General features: G+C 39.3%; 12 protein-coding genes, 1 pseudogene and 1 riboswitch. Of the genes and pseudogenes, 7 read left to right on the forward strand and 6 right to left on the reverse strand.

The annotated features are described in order from the left end of the window. Positions 1 to 3 precede the first annotated feature (3 nt). On the forward strand, positions 4 to 3,102 hold the full coding sequence (locus L652_RS0108525; protein ID WP_024603401.1) for an efflux RND transporter permease subunit: 3,099 nt from the start codon (positions 4 to 6) through the stop codon (positions 3,100 to 3,102). A gap of 85 nt (positions 3,103 to 3,187) precedes the next feature. Beyond that, on the forward strand, positions 3,188 to 3,724 hold the full coding sequence (gene msrA, locus L652_RS0108530; protein ID WP_024595951.1) for a peptide-methionine (S)-S-oxide reductase MsrA: 537 nt from the start codon (positions 3,188 to 3,190) through the stop codon (positions 3,722 to 3,724). Positions 3,725 to 3,801: 77 nt separating this feature from the next. On the opposite strand, the gene L652_RS0108535 is transcribed toward msrA, so the two are convergent. The 3 genes from L652_RS0108535 to L652_RS0108545 all read right to left on the reverse strand — a co-directional run bounded on the left by L652_RS0108535 (position 3,802) and on the right by L652_RS0108545 (position 7,369). Then, the gene (locus tag L652_RS0108535; protein ID WP_024595950.1) at positions 3,802 to 5,628 is read right to left on the reverse strand and encodes a TonB-dependent receptor; all 1,827 of its coding nucleotides are present in this window, start codon (positions 5,626 to 5,628) and stop codon (positions 3,802 to 3,804) included. A 36-nt stretch (positions 5,629 to 5,664) separates the two neighbouring features. After that, positions 5,665 to 5,849: riboswitch (cobalamin riboswitch) on the reverse strand. A 54-nt stretch (positions 5,850 to 5,903) separates the two neighbouring features. Next, the gene (locus tag L652_RS0108540; protein WP_024595949.1) at positions 5,904 to 6,698 is read right to left on the reverse strand and encodes a hypothetical protein; all 795 of its coding nucleotides are present in this window, start codon (positions 6,696 to 6,698) and stop codon (positions 5,904 to 5,906) included. 188 nt (positions 6,699 to 6,886) lie between these two features. Continuing rightward, complete coding sequence (locus L652_RS0108545; protein ID WP_002958753.1) at positions 6,887 to 7,369, reverse strand: YajQ family cyclic di-GMP-binding protein; 483 nt, start codon at positions 7,367 to 7,369, stop codon at positions 6,887 to 6,889. Between the two features lie 152 nt (positions 7,370 to 7,521). On the opposite strand from L652_RS0108545, the gene L652_RS0108550 reads away from it, so the two are divergent. Next, positions 7,522 to 7,875 carry a VanZ family protein gene (locus L652_RS0108550; RefSeq protein ID WP_002958754.1) on the forward strand — a complete coding sequence of 118 codons (354 nt, stop codon included), beginning with the start codon at positions 7,522 to 7,524 and terminating at the stop codon, positions 7,873 to 7,875. Then, positions 7,868 to 8,770 carry a 2-dehydropantoate 2-reductase gene (locus L652_RS0108555; protein WP_024595948.1) on the forward strand — a complete coding sequence of 301 codons (903 nt, stop codon included), beginning with the start codon at positions 7,868 to 7,870 and terminating at the stop codon, positions 8,768 to 8,770. The genes L652_RS0108550 and L652_RS0108555 overlap by 8 nt, the downstream gene beginning before the upstream one ends. A gap of 25 nt (positions 8,771 to 8,795) precedes the next feature. On the opposite strand, the gene thiI is transcribed toward L652_RS0108555, so the two are convergent. Continuing rightward, the gene (gene thiI, locus L652_RS0108560; protein WP_024595947.1) at positions 8,796 to 10,253 is read right to left on the reverse strand and encodes a tRNA uracil 4-sulfurtransferase ThiI; all 1,458 of its coding nucleotides are present in this window, start codon (positions 10,251 to 10,253) and stop codon (positions 8,796 to 8,798) included. 97 nt (positions 10,254 to 10,350) lie between these two features. After that, the gene (locus tag L652_RS0108565) at positions 10,351 to 11,004 is read right to left on the reverse strand and encodes a TetR/AcrR family transcriptional regulator (protein WP_024595946.1); all 654 of its coding nucleotides are present in this window, start codon (positions 11,002 to 11,004) and stop codon (positions 10,351 to 10,353) included. A 198-nt stretch (positions 11,005 to 11,202) separates the two neighbouring features. On the opposite strand from L652_RS0108565, the gene coaD reads away from it, so the two are divergent. Next, a complete protein-coding gene (coaD, locus tag L652_RS0108570; RefSeq protein ID WP_024595945.1) occupies positions 11,203 to 11,694 on the forward strand; it encodes a pantetheine-phosphate adenylyltransferase in 492 nt (163 codons plus the stop codon). 35 nt (positions 11,695 to 11,729) lie between these two features. Here coaD and L652_RS0108575 read toward each other — a convergent pair whose 3' ends face one another. Continuing rightward, positions 11,730 to 12,095, reverse strand: coding sequence for a membrane protein (locus L652_RS0108575; RefSeq protein WP_024595944.1), 366 nt, complete (start codon positions 12,093 to 12,095; stop codon positions 11,730 to 11,732). Between the two features lie 163 nt (positions 12,096 to 12,258). Here L652_RS0108575 and L652_RS01000000123530 point away from each other — a divergent pair. After that, a pseudogene (locus tag L652_RS01000000123530) lies at positions 12,259 to 13,724 on the forward strand (IS21 family transposase). After that, positions 13,717 to 14,469 carry an IS21-like element helper ATPase IstB gene (istB, locus tag L652_RS0108585; RefSeq protein ID WP_008108712.1) on the forward strand — a complete coding sequence of 251 codons (753 nt, stop codon included), beginning with the start codon at positions 13,717 to 13,719 and terminating at the stop codon, positions 14,467 to 14,469. The pseudogene L652_RS01000000123530 and the gene istB overlap by 8 nt, the downstream one beginning before the upstream one ends. Positions 14,470 to 14,532 lie beyond the last annotated feature (63 nt).

Consider the following 14,532-nt stretch of genomic DNA (forward strand, 5'->3'; position numbering starts at 1 on the left):
TACGTGAAAATTACTGATACTAGCGTTAAACGCCCCGTTTTTGCCATAGTAATTAATTTACTGCTTCTTACTTTTGGTCTGGTTGCATTTACTATGCTGCCACTTCGTGAGTACCCTGATATTGAAACGCCAATAGTAAATATCAGCACTGAATACACAGGTGCTTCTGCCGAAATTATAGAAACCAAAATAACGCAAATAATAGAAAATCGAATTTCCGGTATTGAAGGTATTAAAAGTATTAACTCTTCGAGCCGTAATGGGCGTTCAAACATTACCATTGAGTTTGATATTAACCGCGATATAGATGCCGCATCTAACGATGTACGCGAACGTGTAGCACGTGCACTTGATAGTTTACCCGATCAGGTACGCCCACCAGAAGTGTCTAAGTCAAATAGTGATGAAAGCCCAATCGCATGGTTTGTATTAAACAGCGAAACAATGGACTCGTTACAGCTCTCTGATTACGCACAGCGCTTTATCGTTGACCGTTTAGCCGTTGTAGATGGTGTATCTAACGTGCGTATTGGTGGTGAGCGCCAATACGCCATGAAAATTTGGCTAAACCGCCAAGCAATGGCTGCACGTGGCATTACCTCGAGCGATATTGAAAATACACTGCGTACAGAAAACGTTGAATTACCTGCCGGCGAAATAGAATCAATAGATCGCGACTTTACCGTGCGTACCGCACGTAGTTATAAAGATCAGCGCGATTTTAAAAACCTTGTTATTAAACGTGGTGAAGAAGGTTATTTAGTGCGTTTAGGTGAAGTTGCCGACGTAAAATTAGAAGCTGCCGATGACGAAAGCTTATTTCGTGGTAACGGGCGCAACATGATTGGCCTAGGAATTGTAAAACAAGCTAAAGCAAACACGCTTACCGTAGTAGATAACGCACGCAGTGAACTTGAAAAAATCAAACGTAACCTACCTGAAGGCACCACAATTCAAGACAGCTACGATTCGTCTGTATTTATTAAAGAATCAATTAGTGAAGTTTACAGCACACTTGCCATCTCTATGGGTTTAGTCGTACTCGTTATATTTTTGTTTTTAGGCAATATACGAGCAACGCTTATTCCTGCGGTTACCGTACCGGTCGCACTTGTTGGTAGCTTTATGTTTTTATTAGCAATGGGCTACTCAATCAACTTACTAACTTTACTTGCCTTAGTACTGGCTATTGGTTTAGTAGTAGATGATGCCATTGTAATGCTTGAAAACATTCACCGTCGTATTGAACTGGGTGAGCCGCCATTACTAGCTGCATATAGAGGTGCGCGTGAAGTTGGTTTTGCCATTGTCGCAACCACGCTTGTACTAATATCGGTGTTTGTGCCATTGGTGTTTATGGATGGCCGTATAGGGGCATTATTTACTGAGTTTGCAATGGCGGTAAGTGCTGCCGTATTTTTCTCAAGTGTTACAGCGCTGACTCTCGCACCAGCCTTGTGTTCTAAAGTACTTAAAGTATCAGACAAACCAAATAAATTTAGCCAATGGATGGACCGCCAGTTTACTAAAATTGAAGTAAGTTACCGTAATTCACTCTCCACCAACATAACCCGTAAATGGGGTTTAATGGTGAGCCTATTATTAGCGGGCTTTGTTAGTTACTCGTTGTTTTTACAAGTCCCCTCTGAGCTAACGCCAAAAGAAGACCGTGGCACGTTCTTTATTATGATGAGCGGCCCTGAGGGCGCAAGTTATGAAAATAATGCCGCTAATATGGCTAAAATTGAAGAACGCTTAATGCCTTACTCGCAAGCAGGTGAGCTAAGTCGCGTACTTGTTCGAGTACCTGGCTGGGGTGGCAGCGGCGGTGTTGCTATTGTTGGTATGGCCGATTGGGATAAACGCAAACGCTCAACATGGGAAGTAATGGACGAAATAAGCGGTAAAATGCAAGAAGTTACCGATGTTCGTGCATTTGCCATTATGCGCCGTGGTATTGGCGGTGGTGGTTCATCTCGCCCTATTGAGTTTGTATTACAAGGTAATGATTATGCACAACTTGCCGATTGGCGTGACCGTATAATTAAGCGTGCTGAACAAAACCCAGGTTTAGTAAGAATCGATCATGATTATAAAGAAACCTTCCCGCAGTTTTTAGTCAGCATAGATAAAAACAAGGCCGCTGATTTAGGCGTTTCTGTATCTGATGTAGGCCGTACACTTGAAACAATGCTTGGCCAGCGCCGTGTTACAACCTTTATTGACCGTGGTGAAGAATACGATGTAATTTTAAAAGGGACTAAAGAAGACTTTACTAACCCTACTGACATTTCAAATATATATCTTAAATCACGAAGCGGTGAACTAGTCCCACTTGATAGCCTTATCAGCTTAAAAGAAGAAGCAACCGCATCGCGCTTAAACCGATACAACCGTATGCGCGCAATTACATTAAGCGCCAACTTAGCCGACGGTTATACGCTTGAGCAAGCGCTTAACTTTTTAAACGAAGTAGCCGCGCAAGAAAACGATATAGATGGCGCCGTAGATTACAAAGGCGAGTCGCAGCTTTATTACGAAGGCGCATCAGCGATGACCTACGTATTTATACTTGCACTCACTGTTACCTTTTTAGTACTGGCAGCACAGTTTGAAAGCTTTATGCATCCGTTCGTCATCATGCTTACCGTACCACTTGGTTTAATGGGCGCTATGTTCGGACTTTGGGCTACAGGACTTACCTTAAATATTTACAGCCAAATAGGTATTGTCATGCTCATAGGGCTAAGTGCTAAAAACGGTATTTTGATTGTAGAATTTACTAACCAACTACGCGATAAAGGCGTTGAATTTAGTGAAGCTATTTTGCAAGCAGCAACTCAGCGTTTGCGCCCTATTATTATGACCTCGCTGACTACGGTTATGAGTTCGGTACCTTTAGTACTTGCTTCAGGTCCGGGCGCTGAAAGCCGTATGGTGATAGGTGTAGTCGTGTTTACTGGGGTTATTGTATCGACCCTACTAACTCTTTTTGTTGTACCTGCTGCATATTATGCACTTGCACGTAACACTCAATCACCTGAATTTTTACAGCAAAAATTAGACAAACAAGCCGCTGAAAAACCTTTCGAAGAGATCTAGCCTCTTAATTGCGCCGTAACCTTGTTGTTGCGGCGCATACAATTTATGCTCGCCTTTAAACCCCATATACATTTTAGGAATACTTATGAGCTCAACAACGCAAGTAGCAACATTTGGTGGCGGCTGTTTTTGGTGTATAGATGCTGCATTTAGACGTGTAAATGGCGTACTAACCGTAAGCTCTGGCTACACCGGCGGTGAAACAAATAACCCAACATATGATTCTGTATGCTCAGGCACAACCGGTCACGCTGAGGTTGTTAAAATTGAATTTGACGCGACTGTAGTTAGCTTTGAAACACTCTTAGCAATGTTTTTCACACTGCATGATGCAACACAATTGAATCGCCAAGGTAACGATATAGGCACACAATATAGAAGTGTGGTTTACTATCACGATGAAGCTCAACTTAAGCAAACCAACGAAATGATAGCTCAACTGCAAAGCCATGTCGCTGAGCCAATTGTGACAGAAGTCAGCCCTGCCACTACGTATTATCCAGCAGAGCATTATCATCAAGATTACTATAACGAAAACCCACAGCAGGGTTACTGTAGTATTTTAATAGCACCTAAGTTACACAAGTTTGAAACCGTATTTAAAGAGTTCTTAGCTGACTAGCTAATTTTAGTAGTTAAACTTAGCTACACATTAAAAAGCCCGACATAAGTCGGGCTTTTTAATATTAATAAATACCGTTAAAACTGGTAGCTTGCGCCTGCAAAAAAGCGACGCTCTGGCGTGTTGTAGTAATACACTTCACCCGTTGTAAAATCAGTGTTTGAATCAACAGCGTTATATTCTTTATCAAATAAGTTTTCTACACGAAGTGAAACTTCTATATGTTCATTTACTTGATAATTACCCGCTAGGTTCCAGAGTGTATAAGAGCCTAAGCGCGTCACAGCACCTTGTCGGTCGCTACGGTATTGCATGTCTAAGCTTACATCAAAAGCACCAAACTGTTTTGCAAGTTCCCAGTTAAAAGTACGTTTAGCAACATTACGCAACTCTGCGCCCGTTTCTTCGTCTTCAGCGCTTAAATAAGCAAAGTTAAGGTTGCTATCAAAACCAAAAAACTGCTGAGATAAGCTAAATTCAACCCCTTCGTAACGTGCTTCATCGATATTAGCCAATGCAAAGTTTGCATCGTAATCAATCTTATCTTCTATATCGTTTCTAAATATTGCAATATCAACTTGCGCGATATCAAAATCTACACTCAAACCTAACTCACGGTTTACTGATTTTTCAGGTTGTAAATCAGGGTTACCATAAAGTGGATAATATAAATCGTTAAATGTAGGAGCTTTAAAGCCAGTACTTTGGCTTATACGAAATGTTGCATCTTCAGATAAATGATAACCTGCAGCGGCTGTATACGTTGTTTCGTCGCCAAATTGCTCATCATCATCTTGGCGAACAGTTAAATTAGCCAGTACTTTATCTGCATCATAGTAAGCACCTACAAACACAGCAAGTACATCGCGGCTGTCTTCAACAAATGGTTGCGAACTATGCGACACATCATCGTTGTACCAATTAATACCACCACTAATGTTAAGTTCATTAGATAACAGGTACTGGCCGTTATAATCAATTTGTGCGCGTTTAGTTATAAAGGTACTTGTTGTTGGCCCAACTGAAAAATCGACATATGTATTGTCTGAATCATCTGTTGAAAGCGCTAAATCAATACTATGCGTTTGGTTAGTGTAGTTTTTGCTCCAACCTGCAGAAAGTTGGTAGTTTTTAAAGTCATCTCGTTCAATCGTACTATCTGCTGGGCTAAAGCTACTGTCGTAATCTGCATAACCTTCACTGTATTGGCCTAATAACTTAAAGTCGCCGTAATGTGCATCGGTGTAGTTTACTTTAAACCCAAGGTTTTTATTTTCATAGCCATCTTCATCAGGTGCTACGCCTTGCAGTACATCAAAGTTATCTGTTTTTTCAAAGCCTGCGTTAAATGCTGTTGTTATATCATCTGATTTTACAGAACCTGCAACTTGATAATTTTGATAAGAGTCAGAACCAAATGTAGCGCTTAGGGATAAGTTATCTGACTCACGCGTAATAATATTAATAACACCAGCGAGTGCATCAGAGCCATAAACAGCCGCGCGAGAGCCTTTAATAATTTCTATGCGTTCAATACTATTTAAAGGGACATTATTTAGTGCTTTTTGACCAAGTGTTGCTGAGCCTGTACGTACACCGTCAATTAAAATCAACGTATCGCCAGAGCCTGTACCACGAAGTGACACACCTGTATTTTGACCAAAACCACCGTTTGGATTAACTTGAAAACCCACTCGCGTGCTTAAAAGTGTAGGTAAATCGCGTACGTTACTAGCTTCTATTTCAGCACGTTCAATAACATTTACACTCACTAAAACGTCGTTAATTGATTGCTCAAACTTATTAGCTGTAACGGTTATTTTTTCAATTGATTGCTCTGCACCAGACACAGAAAATGAAAGCGCAGCAGAAATTGCAACGCCTAGAGTTGTTTTGTTTAACATGAGATCCCCTACCTTTGCCCACCGCAAAGATTTAAGTAAGTAAGATTGCATCAAGGCCGGTCTCCGGACTCAGTAAGCACATAAAAACATGCAATACTCTACCGTTGCGGGGGCAGTGTTGGGCTTGTAGTCATCATGAAAACGCACCAACTTCCCGATTATCCTGCTAAAAAAATCATTACATGAAGTGGCTAGCAAGCACCTTGAAAATATGCCGTCATTGTGAGCATTTTGTTTACAAATGTCAATGGACGTCTATATAGCTAAAAGCTATTTCAGTTCAGTGCTGTATTATTATAGCTTGAAGGAATACCGTACTTATCAAGTAGCTTCTGAAGTTGCATTTGTGTAGTAGGTAAATTTAATATTTCATCCATTTTGCGACTAGATATTTTATTTGATTGTGAGTTAATCAAAAAATGTGTTTCATACACTGCATCTGGTACGTCACTCTTAAATAGTAAATCCATATTTAAGATATTCTGCTTTTTAAAATACTGATAAGCAATACTGTTTAAAACCCCGACTTCAGCGCGCCTTAATAGCAGCATTTTAACTACATTGAATTCATCGATTGTAAGGCTTACCTGGTGCTCTTCTCTCAAGTATTCGGCATTTGTATTAAATCCTGCAAATTGATACGAGTACCCTAAAACCCCAACTTTGGTTAATTTGTCCAGATTGTCAAAATAAGTTTGTTCTGATGCATTCTCTTTGAGTGTATAAAGCTCGTTTTTGGTGATGGTATAAAATTCAGTTTTTTCAATGTTTTTCTGCGTTGTTTTTGGCAGCCATTGCATTGCCATTAAAAATAAAACGTCGAAGTTATTTTTTTCAACAGACAAAGTAAGCCTTTTTACAGGTAAAGAAATAAGTATAAAGTTAAATTCCTCCTGTGCGTCGTTTAAAATATTAATAAACTCAGGAGCAAAGCCCTGCTTTTTTTGCGCGTTAATAATAATCGGAAAGTAGCCATCTTCGACCAATACATCAATATCAACTGGCTTTGATAAGCTTGGCTTGGTAAATATAAGCAAAACAAATAACAGAAATAATTGATGGGGTCTCATTTTAATACCTTCTAGAGTGAAATTTTTATTATATTCAATTAAATATAATAGCTTAAATATCAAAAGGTGGATTAATACATGCAGAACTACGAGAGGATAAGATGGGAAAGTTGTAAAAAATTAAGTAGCTTTAATCTGTCTGCAAATATAGACAAATTAAAGCATTTTTATTAAAAACAGTTTATAAATTAGTCGCGAAAGTTTTTAAACTGAAAAGGCTGACCTAAATCGGCACTGCGTACTACCTGCATTGCCTCTTGAAGATCGTCACGCTTTTTACCTGTCACACGCACTTCTTCGCCTTGAATAGCGGCTTGTACTTTAACTTTTGAATCTTTAATGGCTTTAACCACTTTTTTGGCCATGTCTTTTTCGATACCTTGCTTTAACCCAACGTTACGAAATACATTTTTTCCTGCACGGCTAATATCTTGAAGTTCTAAACTAGCTACATCCATACCGCGCTTTGAAATTTTTCCCGCTAAAATATCGAACAACTGCATAACTTGAGAGTCAGCTTCTGCTTTAAGCTTAATTGTTTTATCGTTTAGCTCAATAGATGCATCAACGCCTCTAAAATCAAAGCGAGTCTCTAGTTCACGGTTTGCGTTATCAACCGCATTTTTAGCTTCGTTCATTTCTACTTCAGATACAATATCAAATGAAGGCATTAGTATACTCCTAACTATTTAATCTTAATTTTATGTGGCAATTATAACGCTAAAATTATAAATCTTTACATTTTTCTGCATCTTGTTCAGGTGCGATACTAAATTAGTTTGATATACTTGCGCCTCTTTTTTAAGCGATTTTAGGATTTGTCGTGACAAGGCGTGTTTATCAAGCAGTTTTTTTAATCAGCATAGTGGCTTTCACCTTTTTATTTGCTAAAGAAATAAAAGGTGGCGTTGTAAATTTATTCCCTCATGTTGATAAAGTCGCCCATTTTGGGATTTTTTTTATATTAGCCATAATAATGGATAAGGCTTTTAAGCTTCCTTTATATGCTCAAATACTCTTATTAGCAGGCTATGGCGCCTCGATAGAAATAATGCAAGACGCACTTCCTTATAGGCAAGCATCACTTGGTGATTTTTTTGCTGATTTTGCAGGTGCTGCAAGCTACTTTTTACTTAGAGTAATTTTTACACCTCGAAAAAAGAACCCACATGGCTAATATTTTAATCGTTGGCGATGGCGCTATTGGCTTATTGCTGAGCCACTTTTTGAGCGCATCGCATAATGTCAGTGTTTTAACTCGTAAAAACCCAACAAACACCCGCTTTTACAGCAGAGCTAAGGGTGCATCAAAAAAAATTAACGCAAAATTTATTTCATTAAATCAGTTAGATAAAGCAACTGAATTTGATGTAATTTTATTTACCGTTAAAGCTTTTCAAGTGCTTGATGCGTTTTCTCAAATAAAGCCATTTTTACCGACACATTGCTCTGTTGTACTTTCGCATAATGGAATGGGCAACGTTGATGAGATAAATAACCAGCTAAACACCCATCAAGCACTCTACTTTTTAACGACAAGCATAGCGGGCTTTAAATCAAACCAATATATTGTGCAACACACAGGTGAAGGACAAAGCGTTATTGGTGGCTGTAATGAGCTTGCACTTCAAAATAGCGCGCCAATAGCTGATATTTTTAAAGTAATACCCAACCTAAAGTTTACTAATAACATTCAGCAGCTTCGTTTTGAAAAGCTACTCGTCAATATTGCCATTAATCCATTAAGCGCTTTAAGTAATGTAAAAAATGGCGAATTACGTGCACCTAAGTACAATACAATAATTTTTAATGCACTCACTGAAGCATGCAATATTGCAAAGGCTCAAGGGCTTAATATCCCATTAATTAAAGCTCTCAATACCGCTTATAAAATAATGGAGTTAACCGCAAATAATTACTCATCAATGCAGCAAGATATAGCTCACAATAGAGAAACAGAAATATCAGCTATATGTGGCTATATTAGCCAACAAGGTAAACTTTACAGTATTCCAACGCCTTACAACGATGAGTTGTTAGTCAAAATTCAGGCAAAAAAAAGCGTGGTATAAACCACGCTTATATAAGCTTTTAACTTTACGGGCGATAAACTTTTACAGTTTCGAAGCCCTGTTCGTGCAGCATAAGTGCCTGTAGTTGGCTCATTACGCCTCTGTCACAATATAAATAGTAGTCAGTGTCTTTTGGTAAATCACCAAACTTAGTAGCTAAACGGAAGAACGGCAAATGCACCACTTCAACACCATCGATTACAAGCGGTGCAGCTTCTTCTTCTTCTGGTGAGCGAATATCAATTACTACAGAGCCTGCAGGTAAATCAGCAACCGACTCAGCCTCTTTTAGCTCTTGCTTGGCTTCTACGTCAATATCGCGTACATCCATTATGCGCGCGTTATTTACTACGGTATCTAGCACATCAAAATCGAACTTTTCTTCTTCGGCTTCTATTACTTCAATTTTGGCTTTAACTGTCGGTTTTTTAGAAATAACACCACAATATTCAGGCATCGTTTCAGCCATTTCAGCTGTACCAATTTGGCGAGCAAGATTAATAATTTCTTGTTTATCATTTTGAATTAGCGGGCGTAAAATGAGCGTTTCAGTAACGCGGTCAATCACGCTTAAGTTCGCTAATGTTTGACTAGATACTTGGCCAATACTTTCACCAGTGACAAGCGCCTGAATGTTTAACTTTTCAGCCACTACACTTCCTGCTCGCATCATCATACGTTTAAGTACAACACCCATTTGGCTGTTTTCAACGTTTTCTAGAATTTCAGCAACAACAGGTTCAAAATCAACTGTTATAAATTTAACTTTATGTGTTGAGCTGTATTTTTTCCATAAAAAATAGCTCGCTTGCTTAACACCAATCTCGTGCGCTGCGCCACCTAGATTAAAGAATAAAAAGTGCGTACGTGCGCCTTTACGAATCATTTGGTAACTTGCTACGCCAGAGTCAAAACCACCCGACATAAGCGAAAGCACGTCTTCTTGCGTTGGTAGTGGAAAGCCCGCCATACCAAAATGCGTTTGCGAAACAATATAAGCTTTATCGTCTTTTACTTCTAAGCGTATTGTTACTTCTGGACGGCTAAGTTTAACGCTTGCGCCTTCAATATGTTGATTTAGCCCACCACCAACATAACGCTCTAAATCAGTCGAGGTAAAGTCGTGCTGGCCTATACGCTTAGCACGCACACAAAAGGTTTTACCCACAATTGTATGACCCACTAACGCTATTGTTTTTTGATAGATATCATCGAGAGTTTCAAATTGCGTCTCAGTTACTTCAATAAACTGAACGATACCAGGTATGCGTTTAAGGCTGTCGATAAAATCAAGGCGAACTTGTGCATCTTCAAGCTTTGTAACAACTGAAATATTATCCCAGTTATTTCTTACTTGTACTTTTTCGTCAAGACGTCGCAATACAATCTTAATGTTATTTTCTAACACTTTAGTAAAGCGTTTACGGACCGAACGGCTTTTGATGGCTATTTCAGGATGTAGTTTGACGATAAATTTAAGCATAGTTCACTCTTAGACTGCGGGAATTCGCGCTCCCAGGCATTTGGCGCGCGATTATAGCAAAAAATCCAGCGTCTAGGAAACAACCAAAGGGCAACGGCTAAACAACAGTTGGGGCTTGTTGCGCTAATTCGGTGTATTTTTCGCGTAATAGGTTCATTTTATTAATACTTTTATCGGTACTGTACGCTCTAAATAATGTAAGTACTTTTAAAATACCGTGATATATATCTTGCTCAGCAAGGGTACCGCTTGGCCTACGAGCCTTAATATAAGGCGTCCAAAAGCTAACAGTTAACTTTAGTGTATGGGCTAAATCAATGACATCTTGCTCATCAATAGTAATCATTTCACTATCGCGAAGACCTAGAATAATTTTACGAACTTGCTCTAATAACTCTAACTGAAAATCAATGTAAGCTTGTTTTAGCTCAGTGTCTCTGGCGAGTATATCGCCAAGATTGTCGTAAAAAAAATGGTAACGCCACATCAATTCAAATAACGAATCTAAATAAGCCGTTAAATGATTAAATGCATCATCATCTTTATTAATAGGTTTAAAGTGAGTATTTAAATGATCGCGATACAGCGCAAAAATATGACGGATAATGTCTTCTTTATTTTTAAAATGATAATAAAGATTACCCGGGCTCATCCCTAAGTTTGATGCAATATGATTTGTCGTTATTGCACGCTCACCATTTTCGTTAAACAACAAAATACTGGTGTGTATTATTTTATCCTTGGTATTCATATGCTAATACTCAAATTATCTATAGGCTACATTACACTCAAAAGAGGTAAACAGTATAAACAAATATGAATCATTAAAACACTCAAACCTTGGACTGACCTGTTCAAAGAAAGTAAGTGTTTATATGCTTTATTAGCTAGGCTGCTTTGTGGCATAAACACTGTTAAACTAGCGCTAAAATCATAAATAGTGAACATTATGAAAGTTATTGCAATTTACCCTGGCACCTTTGATCCACTAACCAATGGTCATACAGATCTTATTCAACGTGCAGCTAAAATGTTTGATACCGTATTAGTTGCGGTTGCGAACAACCCAAGTAAGAAACCCTGTTTTAACCTTGAAGAACGTGTTGAACTTGCAAACTCTATTTTAAGTCACTTAGATAATGTTAAGGTCATTGGTTTTTCTGGCTTATTGGCTGACCTTGCGCGCGATCACAATGCTAATGTGCTTATTCGTGGTATTAGGGCTGTATCTGATTTTGACTATGAATTTCAATTAGCTAACATGAACCGCCGCCTGAATCCTGATTTAGAAAGTGTATTTTTAACACCCGCAGAGCGAAATTCATTTATTTCATCAACGCTTGTTAAAGAAGTAGCACGTCACAATGGTGATGTAAGCGAGTTTGTAGACCCTGTAATTGTCAAAGCGCTAAAAACTAAATTGGGCTGTGGTGCCAGTTAATAATAAATAAGGCCTGTTAGCACTGAAATCCATTACTAATAGGCCCTTTTATTAAACACTTTATTTAGCTTTCCTTCTAACCAAGCAAGTTTTAAAATATCTTTACCTATAAAGAAAACTAAAACCATGGTCAAATCTGTAAAATTTATACCTACTATGTACACCCACCAGAACCACCAAAATTCATAATGGTGCATAACATCATTATCTATATACATTGCAAAAAATAGTAAGGTGTTTATACCTAAACCAAATAATAAATAAATGTATACACCGCTAATTTTTATAAAAAAACCAGATAAAATAATAACAAATAGAGTAATACTATCGAATAAGAAAAAATCGAAGTAAGTTATCGAATCCATATCAATAAAAATACTAGAAGAGTAAGAAAGTGCCATGATGAAAGATAGCCAAACAATGCTTTTATCTGCGTTATTTATAGAGCTTACTAAAGAATATAGAAAAGCCTATTAAGCGACAATTACGGTGGCCGGTCTAGCGACAATTATCTTGGCCGGTTGATCTGATAAGGTTCGGTACAGCAGAACGGAGGAGTTCACTGTGCCGGGAACACGAATCACTGATCAGCAGGTCACTATTTATATGAAACATAGAAAGCGTAATAGCCAAGTTATCGCGGCTGCGAAAGCAGGTATTTCTGAACGTTCAGCAAGGCGCATTGATAAACTGGATGAGCAGCCATTGTCTAATAAACGCCAATGGCGAACACGTATAGATCCACTTGAATCTATCTGGGACAGTATTGTTGTCCCTCTACTTCAAGGTGATGCTACGTTAACTCCAGTGGGAATTTTTGATCATCTTTGCGAGTTTCACACCGACAAATTTAACCCGAGCTCACGGCGTACATTAGAGCGTCGAATTCATAAATGGCGGGCACTGTATGGCTCAAGCAAAGAGGTCGTATTCCTGCAAACACACGAGTATGGCCTATTAGGTATATGTGATTTCACACATGTGAAGTCACCCGTTACCATTGCTAGTGAACCCCTTAAGCATATGTTGTTTCATTATCGTATGCCCGCCAGNGCGGTGAAAGCTTTGCTGCTTTTTCTGATGGTGTGCAAAACGCATTTAAAGCAGCCGGCGGTGTGCCTAAAGAAGTGCGTACAGACAGTCTCAGTGCCGCCTATCGTAATCATACTAATGATAATGATTTTACAGAGCGCTTTAATGAGCTAGTTATCCATTATGGCTTTAAAGCGACCCGTAATAACCGCGGTATTGCGCATGAAAATGGGGCTATTGAGAGCCCTCATGGGCATCTTAAATCGCAACTGGAGCAAGCATTAAAAATCCGTGGTAGTTATGACTTTCAGACAAGAGAAGTCTATGAATCGTTTGTTGCAGACATTGTTGCTCGCCGTAATCGCCGTGTAAGTGATAAGTACGCAGTAGAGCAGCGACAATTACACGCTTTACCACGGACGATGAGCGTCAATTACACCGAGCATTATCTAACGGTGTCACGTACGAGTACTATTTCATTGAAACGTGTTACCTATAGCGTCCCGTCACGCCTTATTGGTAGCCGATTACTTGTTCGTTTATATGACAACCGCTTAGAGCTGCGCTATGGCAGCGATTTAGTTCAAACGTTAGCGCGTGTCTATGCTTCTAAAGGGTGCCGTGCACGCAATATTAGTTACTTGCATGTTATTGACGCATTGGTTAAAAAACCATTGGCATTTCGCTACTCACAACTACGTGACGACTTACTCCCAAGCGACAATTACAAAGCTATTTGGGAATACGTTAATACTCATCTTTTAGCGGATGAAGCGAGCTATTACATGGTAAAACTGCTCCATTTAGCAAAACAAAGTGGGTGTGAACGTCAATTAGGACGATTTGTAGCAGTGTCAATTACTCAGCGACAATTACCGGCCATCCGAGAATGTGAAGCGCAATTTTTAGTGATTGCATCAAACATACCCACAATAAAAATAAAGCAACACAGCTTGAGCGCTTATAGCAGCATGATACCGGGAGGTCTACATGGATAACTTCACGGCCTCGTTACCTTTAATGCTGAAACAATTAAAGCTTAGCACCATGCTTCAACAGTGGAATACCCTGGGAAAAAAAGCGATGGAAGAACAATGGAGCCCGCAGCAATACTTGTCTGAGCTGTGCCATGTTGAACTTGCGACACGCGATGACAAACGCCTTCAGCGGCTTTTAAAAGATGCAAAATTGCCAATGGGTAAACACCTTAGCAGCTTCGACTTTACCCTTGTTGATGGGGTTAGTAAGCCCCTTGTTGCTGATTTAATAAATCAGCCGGATTGGTTGAAGCACGGTGGCAATATATTGTTATTTGGCGCCAGTGGTCTTGGTAAAACGCATATCGCCAGTAGCATCGGTTATGGCCTTATCGAGCAGGGCCATAAAGTTAAGTTCGTTGCCGCGTCAGCGATTGTTCAACAACTCCAGCAAGCAAAGCGACATTTACGCTTGCAAGACGAACTTGTAAAGCTCGATAAATACAGCTTATTAATCGTTGATGACGTTGGTTACGTTCGAAAAACTGAACAGGAAACGAGCGTGCTGTTTGAATTGATAGCCCATCGCTATGAGCGACACAGCATGATCATCACATCAAACAAATCATTTGAGCAATGGGATGAACTATTTGAAGATTCAACGATGACAGTCGCGGCAATCGATCGTTTGGTTCATCATGCCACGATTATTCATTGTGAAGGTGACAGCTACCGACGCAAAACAGCGCTCAATAAGAGTAAATAAAATTCGGTATCAACCGGCCAAGATAATTGACGCGGAACCGGCCAAGTTAATTGACGCTAGATA

It is taken from the genome of Pseudoalteromonas sp. TB25, from assembly GCF_000497995.1.
GTDB lineage: Bacteria > Pseudomonadota > Gammaproteobacteria > Enterobacterales > Alteromonadaceae > Pseudoalteromonas > Pseudoalteromonas distincta.

Bases quoted from the DNA above. Each gene is read 5' to 3' on its own strand.
- msrA (WP_024595951.1), top strand. From the start codon at position 3,188: ATGAGCTCAACAACGCAAGTAGCAACATTTGGTGGCGGCTGTTTTTGG.
- L652_RS0108535 (WP_024595950.1), bottom strand. From the start codon at position 5,628: ATGTTAAACAAAACAACTCTAGGCGTTGCAATTTCTGCTGCGCTTTCA.
- L652_RS0108540 (WP_024595949.1), bottom strand. From the start codon at position 6,698: ATGAGACCCCATCAATTATTTCTGTTATTTGTTTTGCTTATATTTACC.
- L652_RS0108545 (WP_002958753.1), bottom strand. From the start codon at position 7,369: ATGCCTTCATTTGATATTGTATCTGAAGTAGAAATGAACGAAGCTAAA.
- L652_RS0108555 (WP_024595948.1), top strand. From the start codon at position 7,868: ATGGCTAATATTTTAATCGTTGGCGATGGCGCTATTGGCTTATTGCTG.
- thiI (WP_024595947.1), bottom strand. From the start codon at position 10,253: ATGCTTAAATTTATCGTCAAACTACATCCTGAAATAGCCATCAAAAGC.
- L652_RS0108565 (WP_024595946.1), bottom strand. From the start codon at position 11,004: ATGAATACCAAGGATAAAATAATACACACCAGTATTTTGTTGTTTAAC.
- coaD (WP_024595945.1), top strand. From the start codon at position 11,203: ATGAAAGTTATTGCAATTTACCCTGGCACCTTTGATCCACTAACCAAT.
- L652_RS0108575 (WP_024595944.1), bottom strand. From the start codon at position 12,095: ATGGCACTTTCTTACTCTTCTAGTATTTTTATTGATATGGATTCGATA.
- istB (WP_008108712.1), top strand. From the start codon at position 13,717: ATGGATAACTTCACGGCCTCGTTACCTTTAATGCTGAAACAATTAAAG.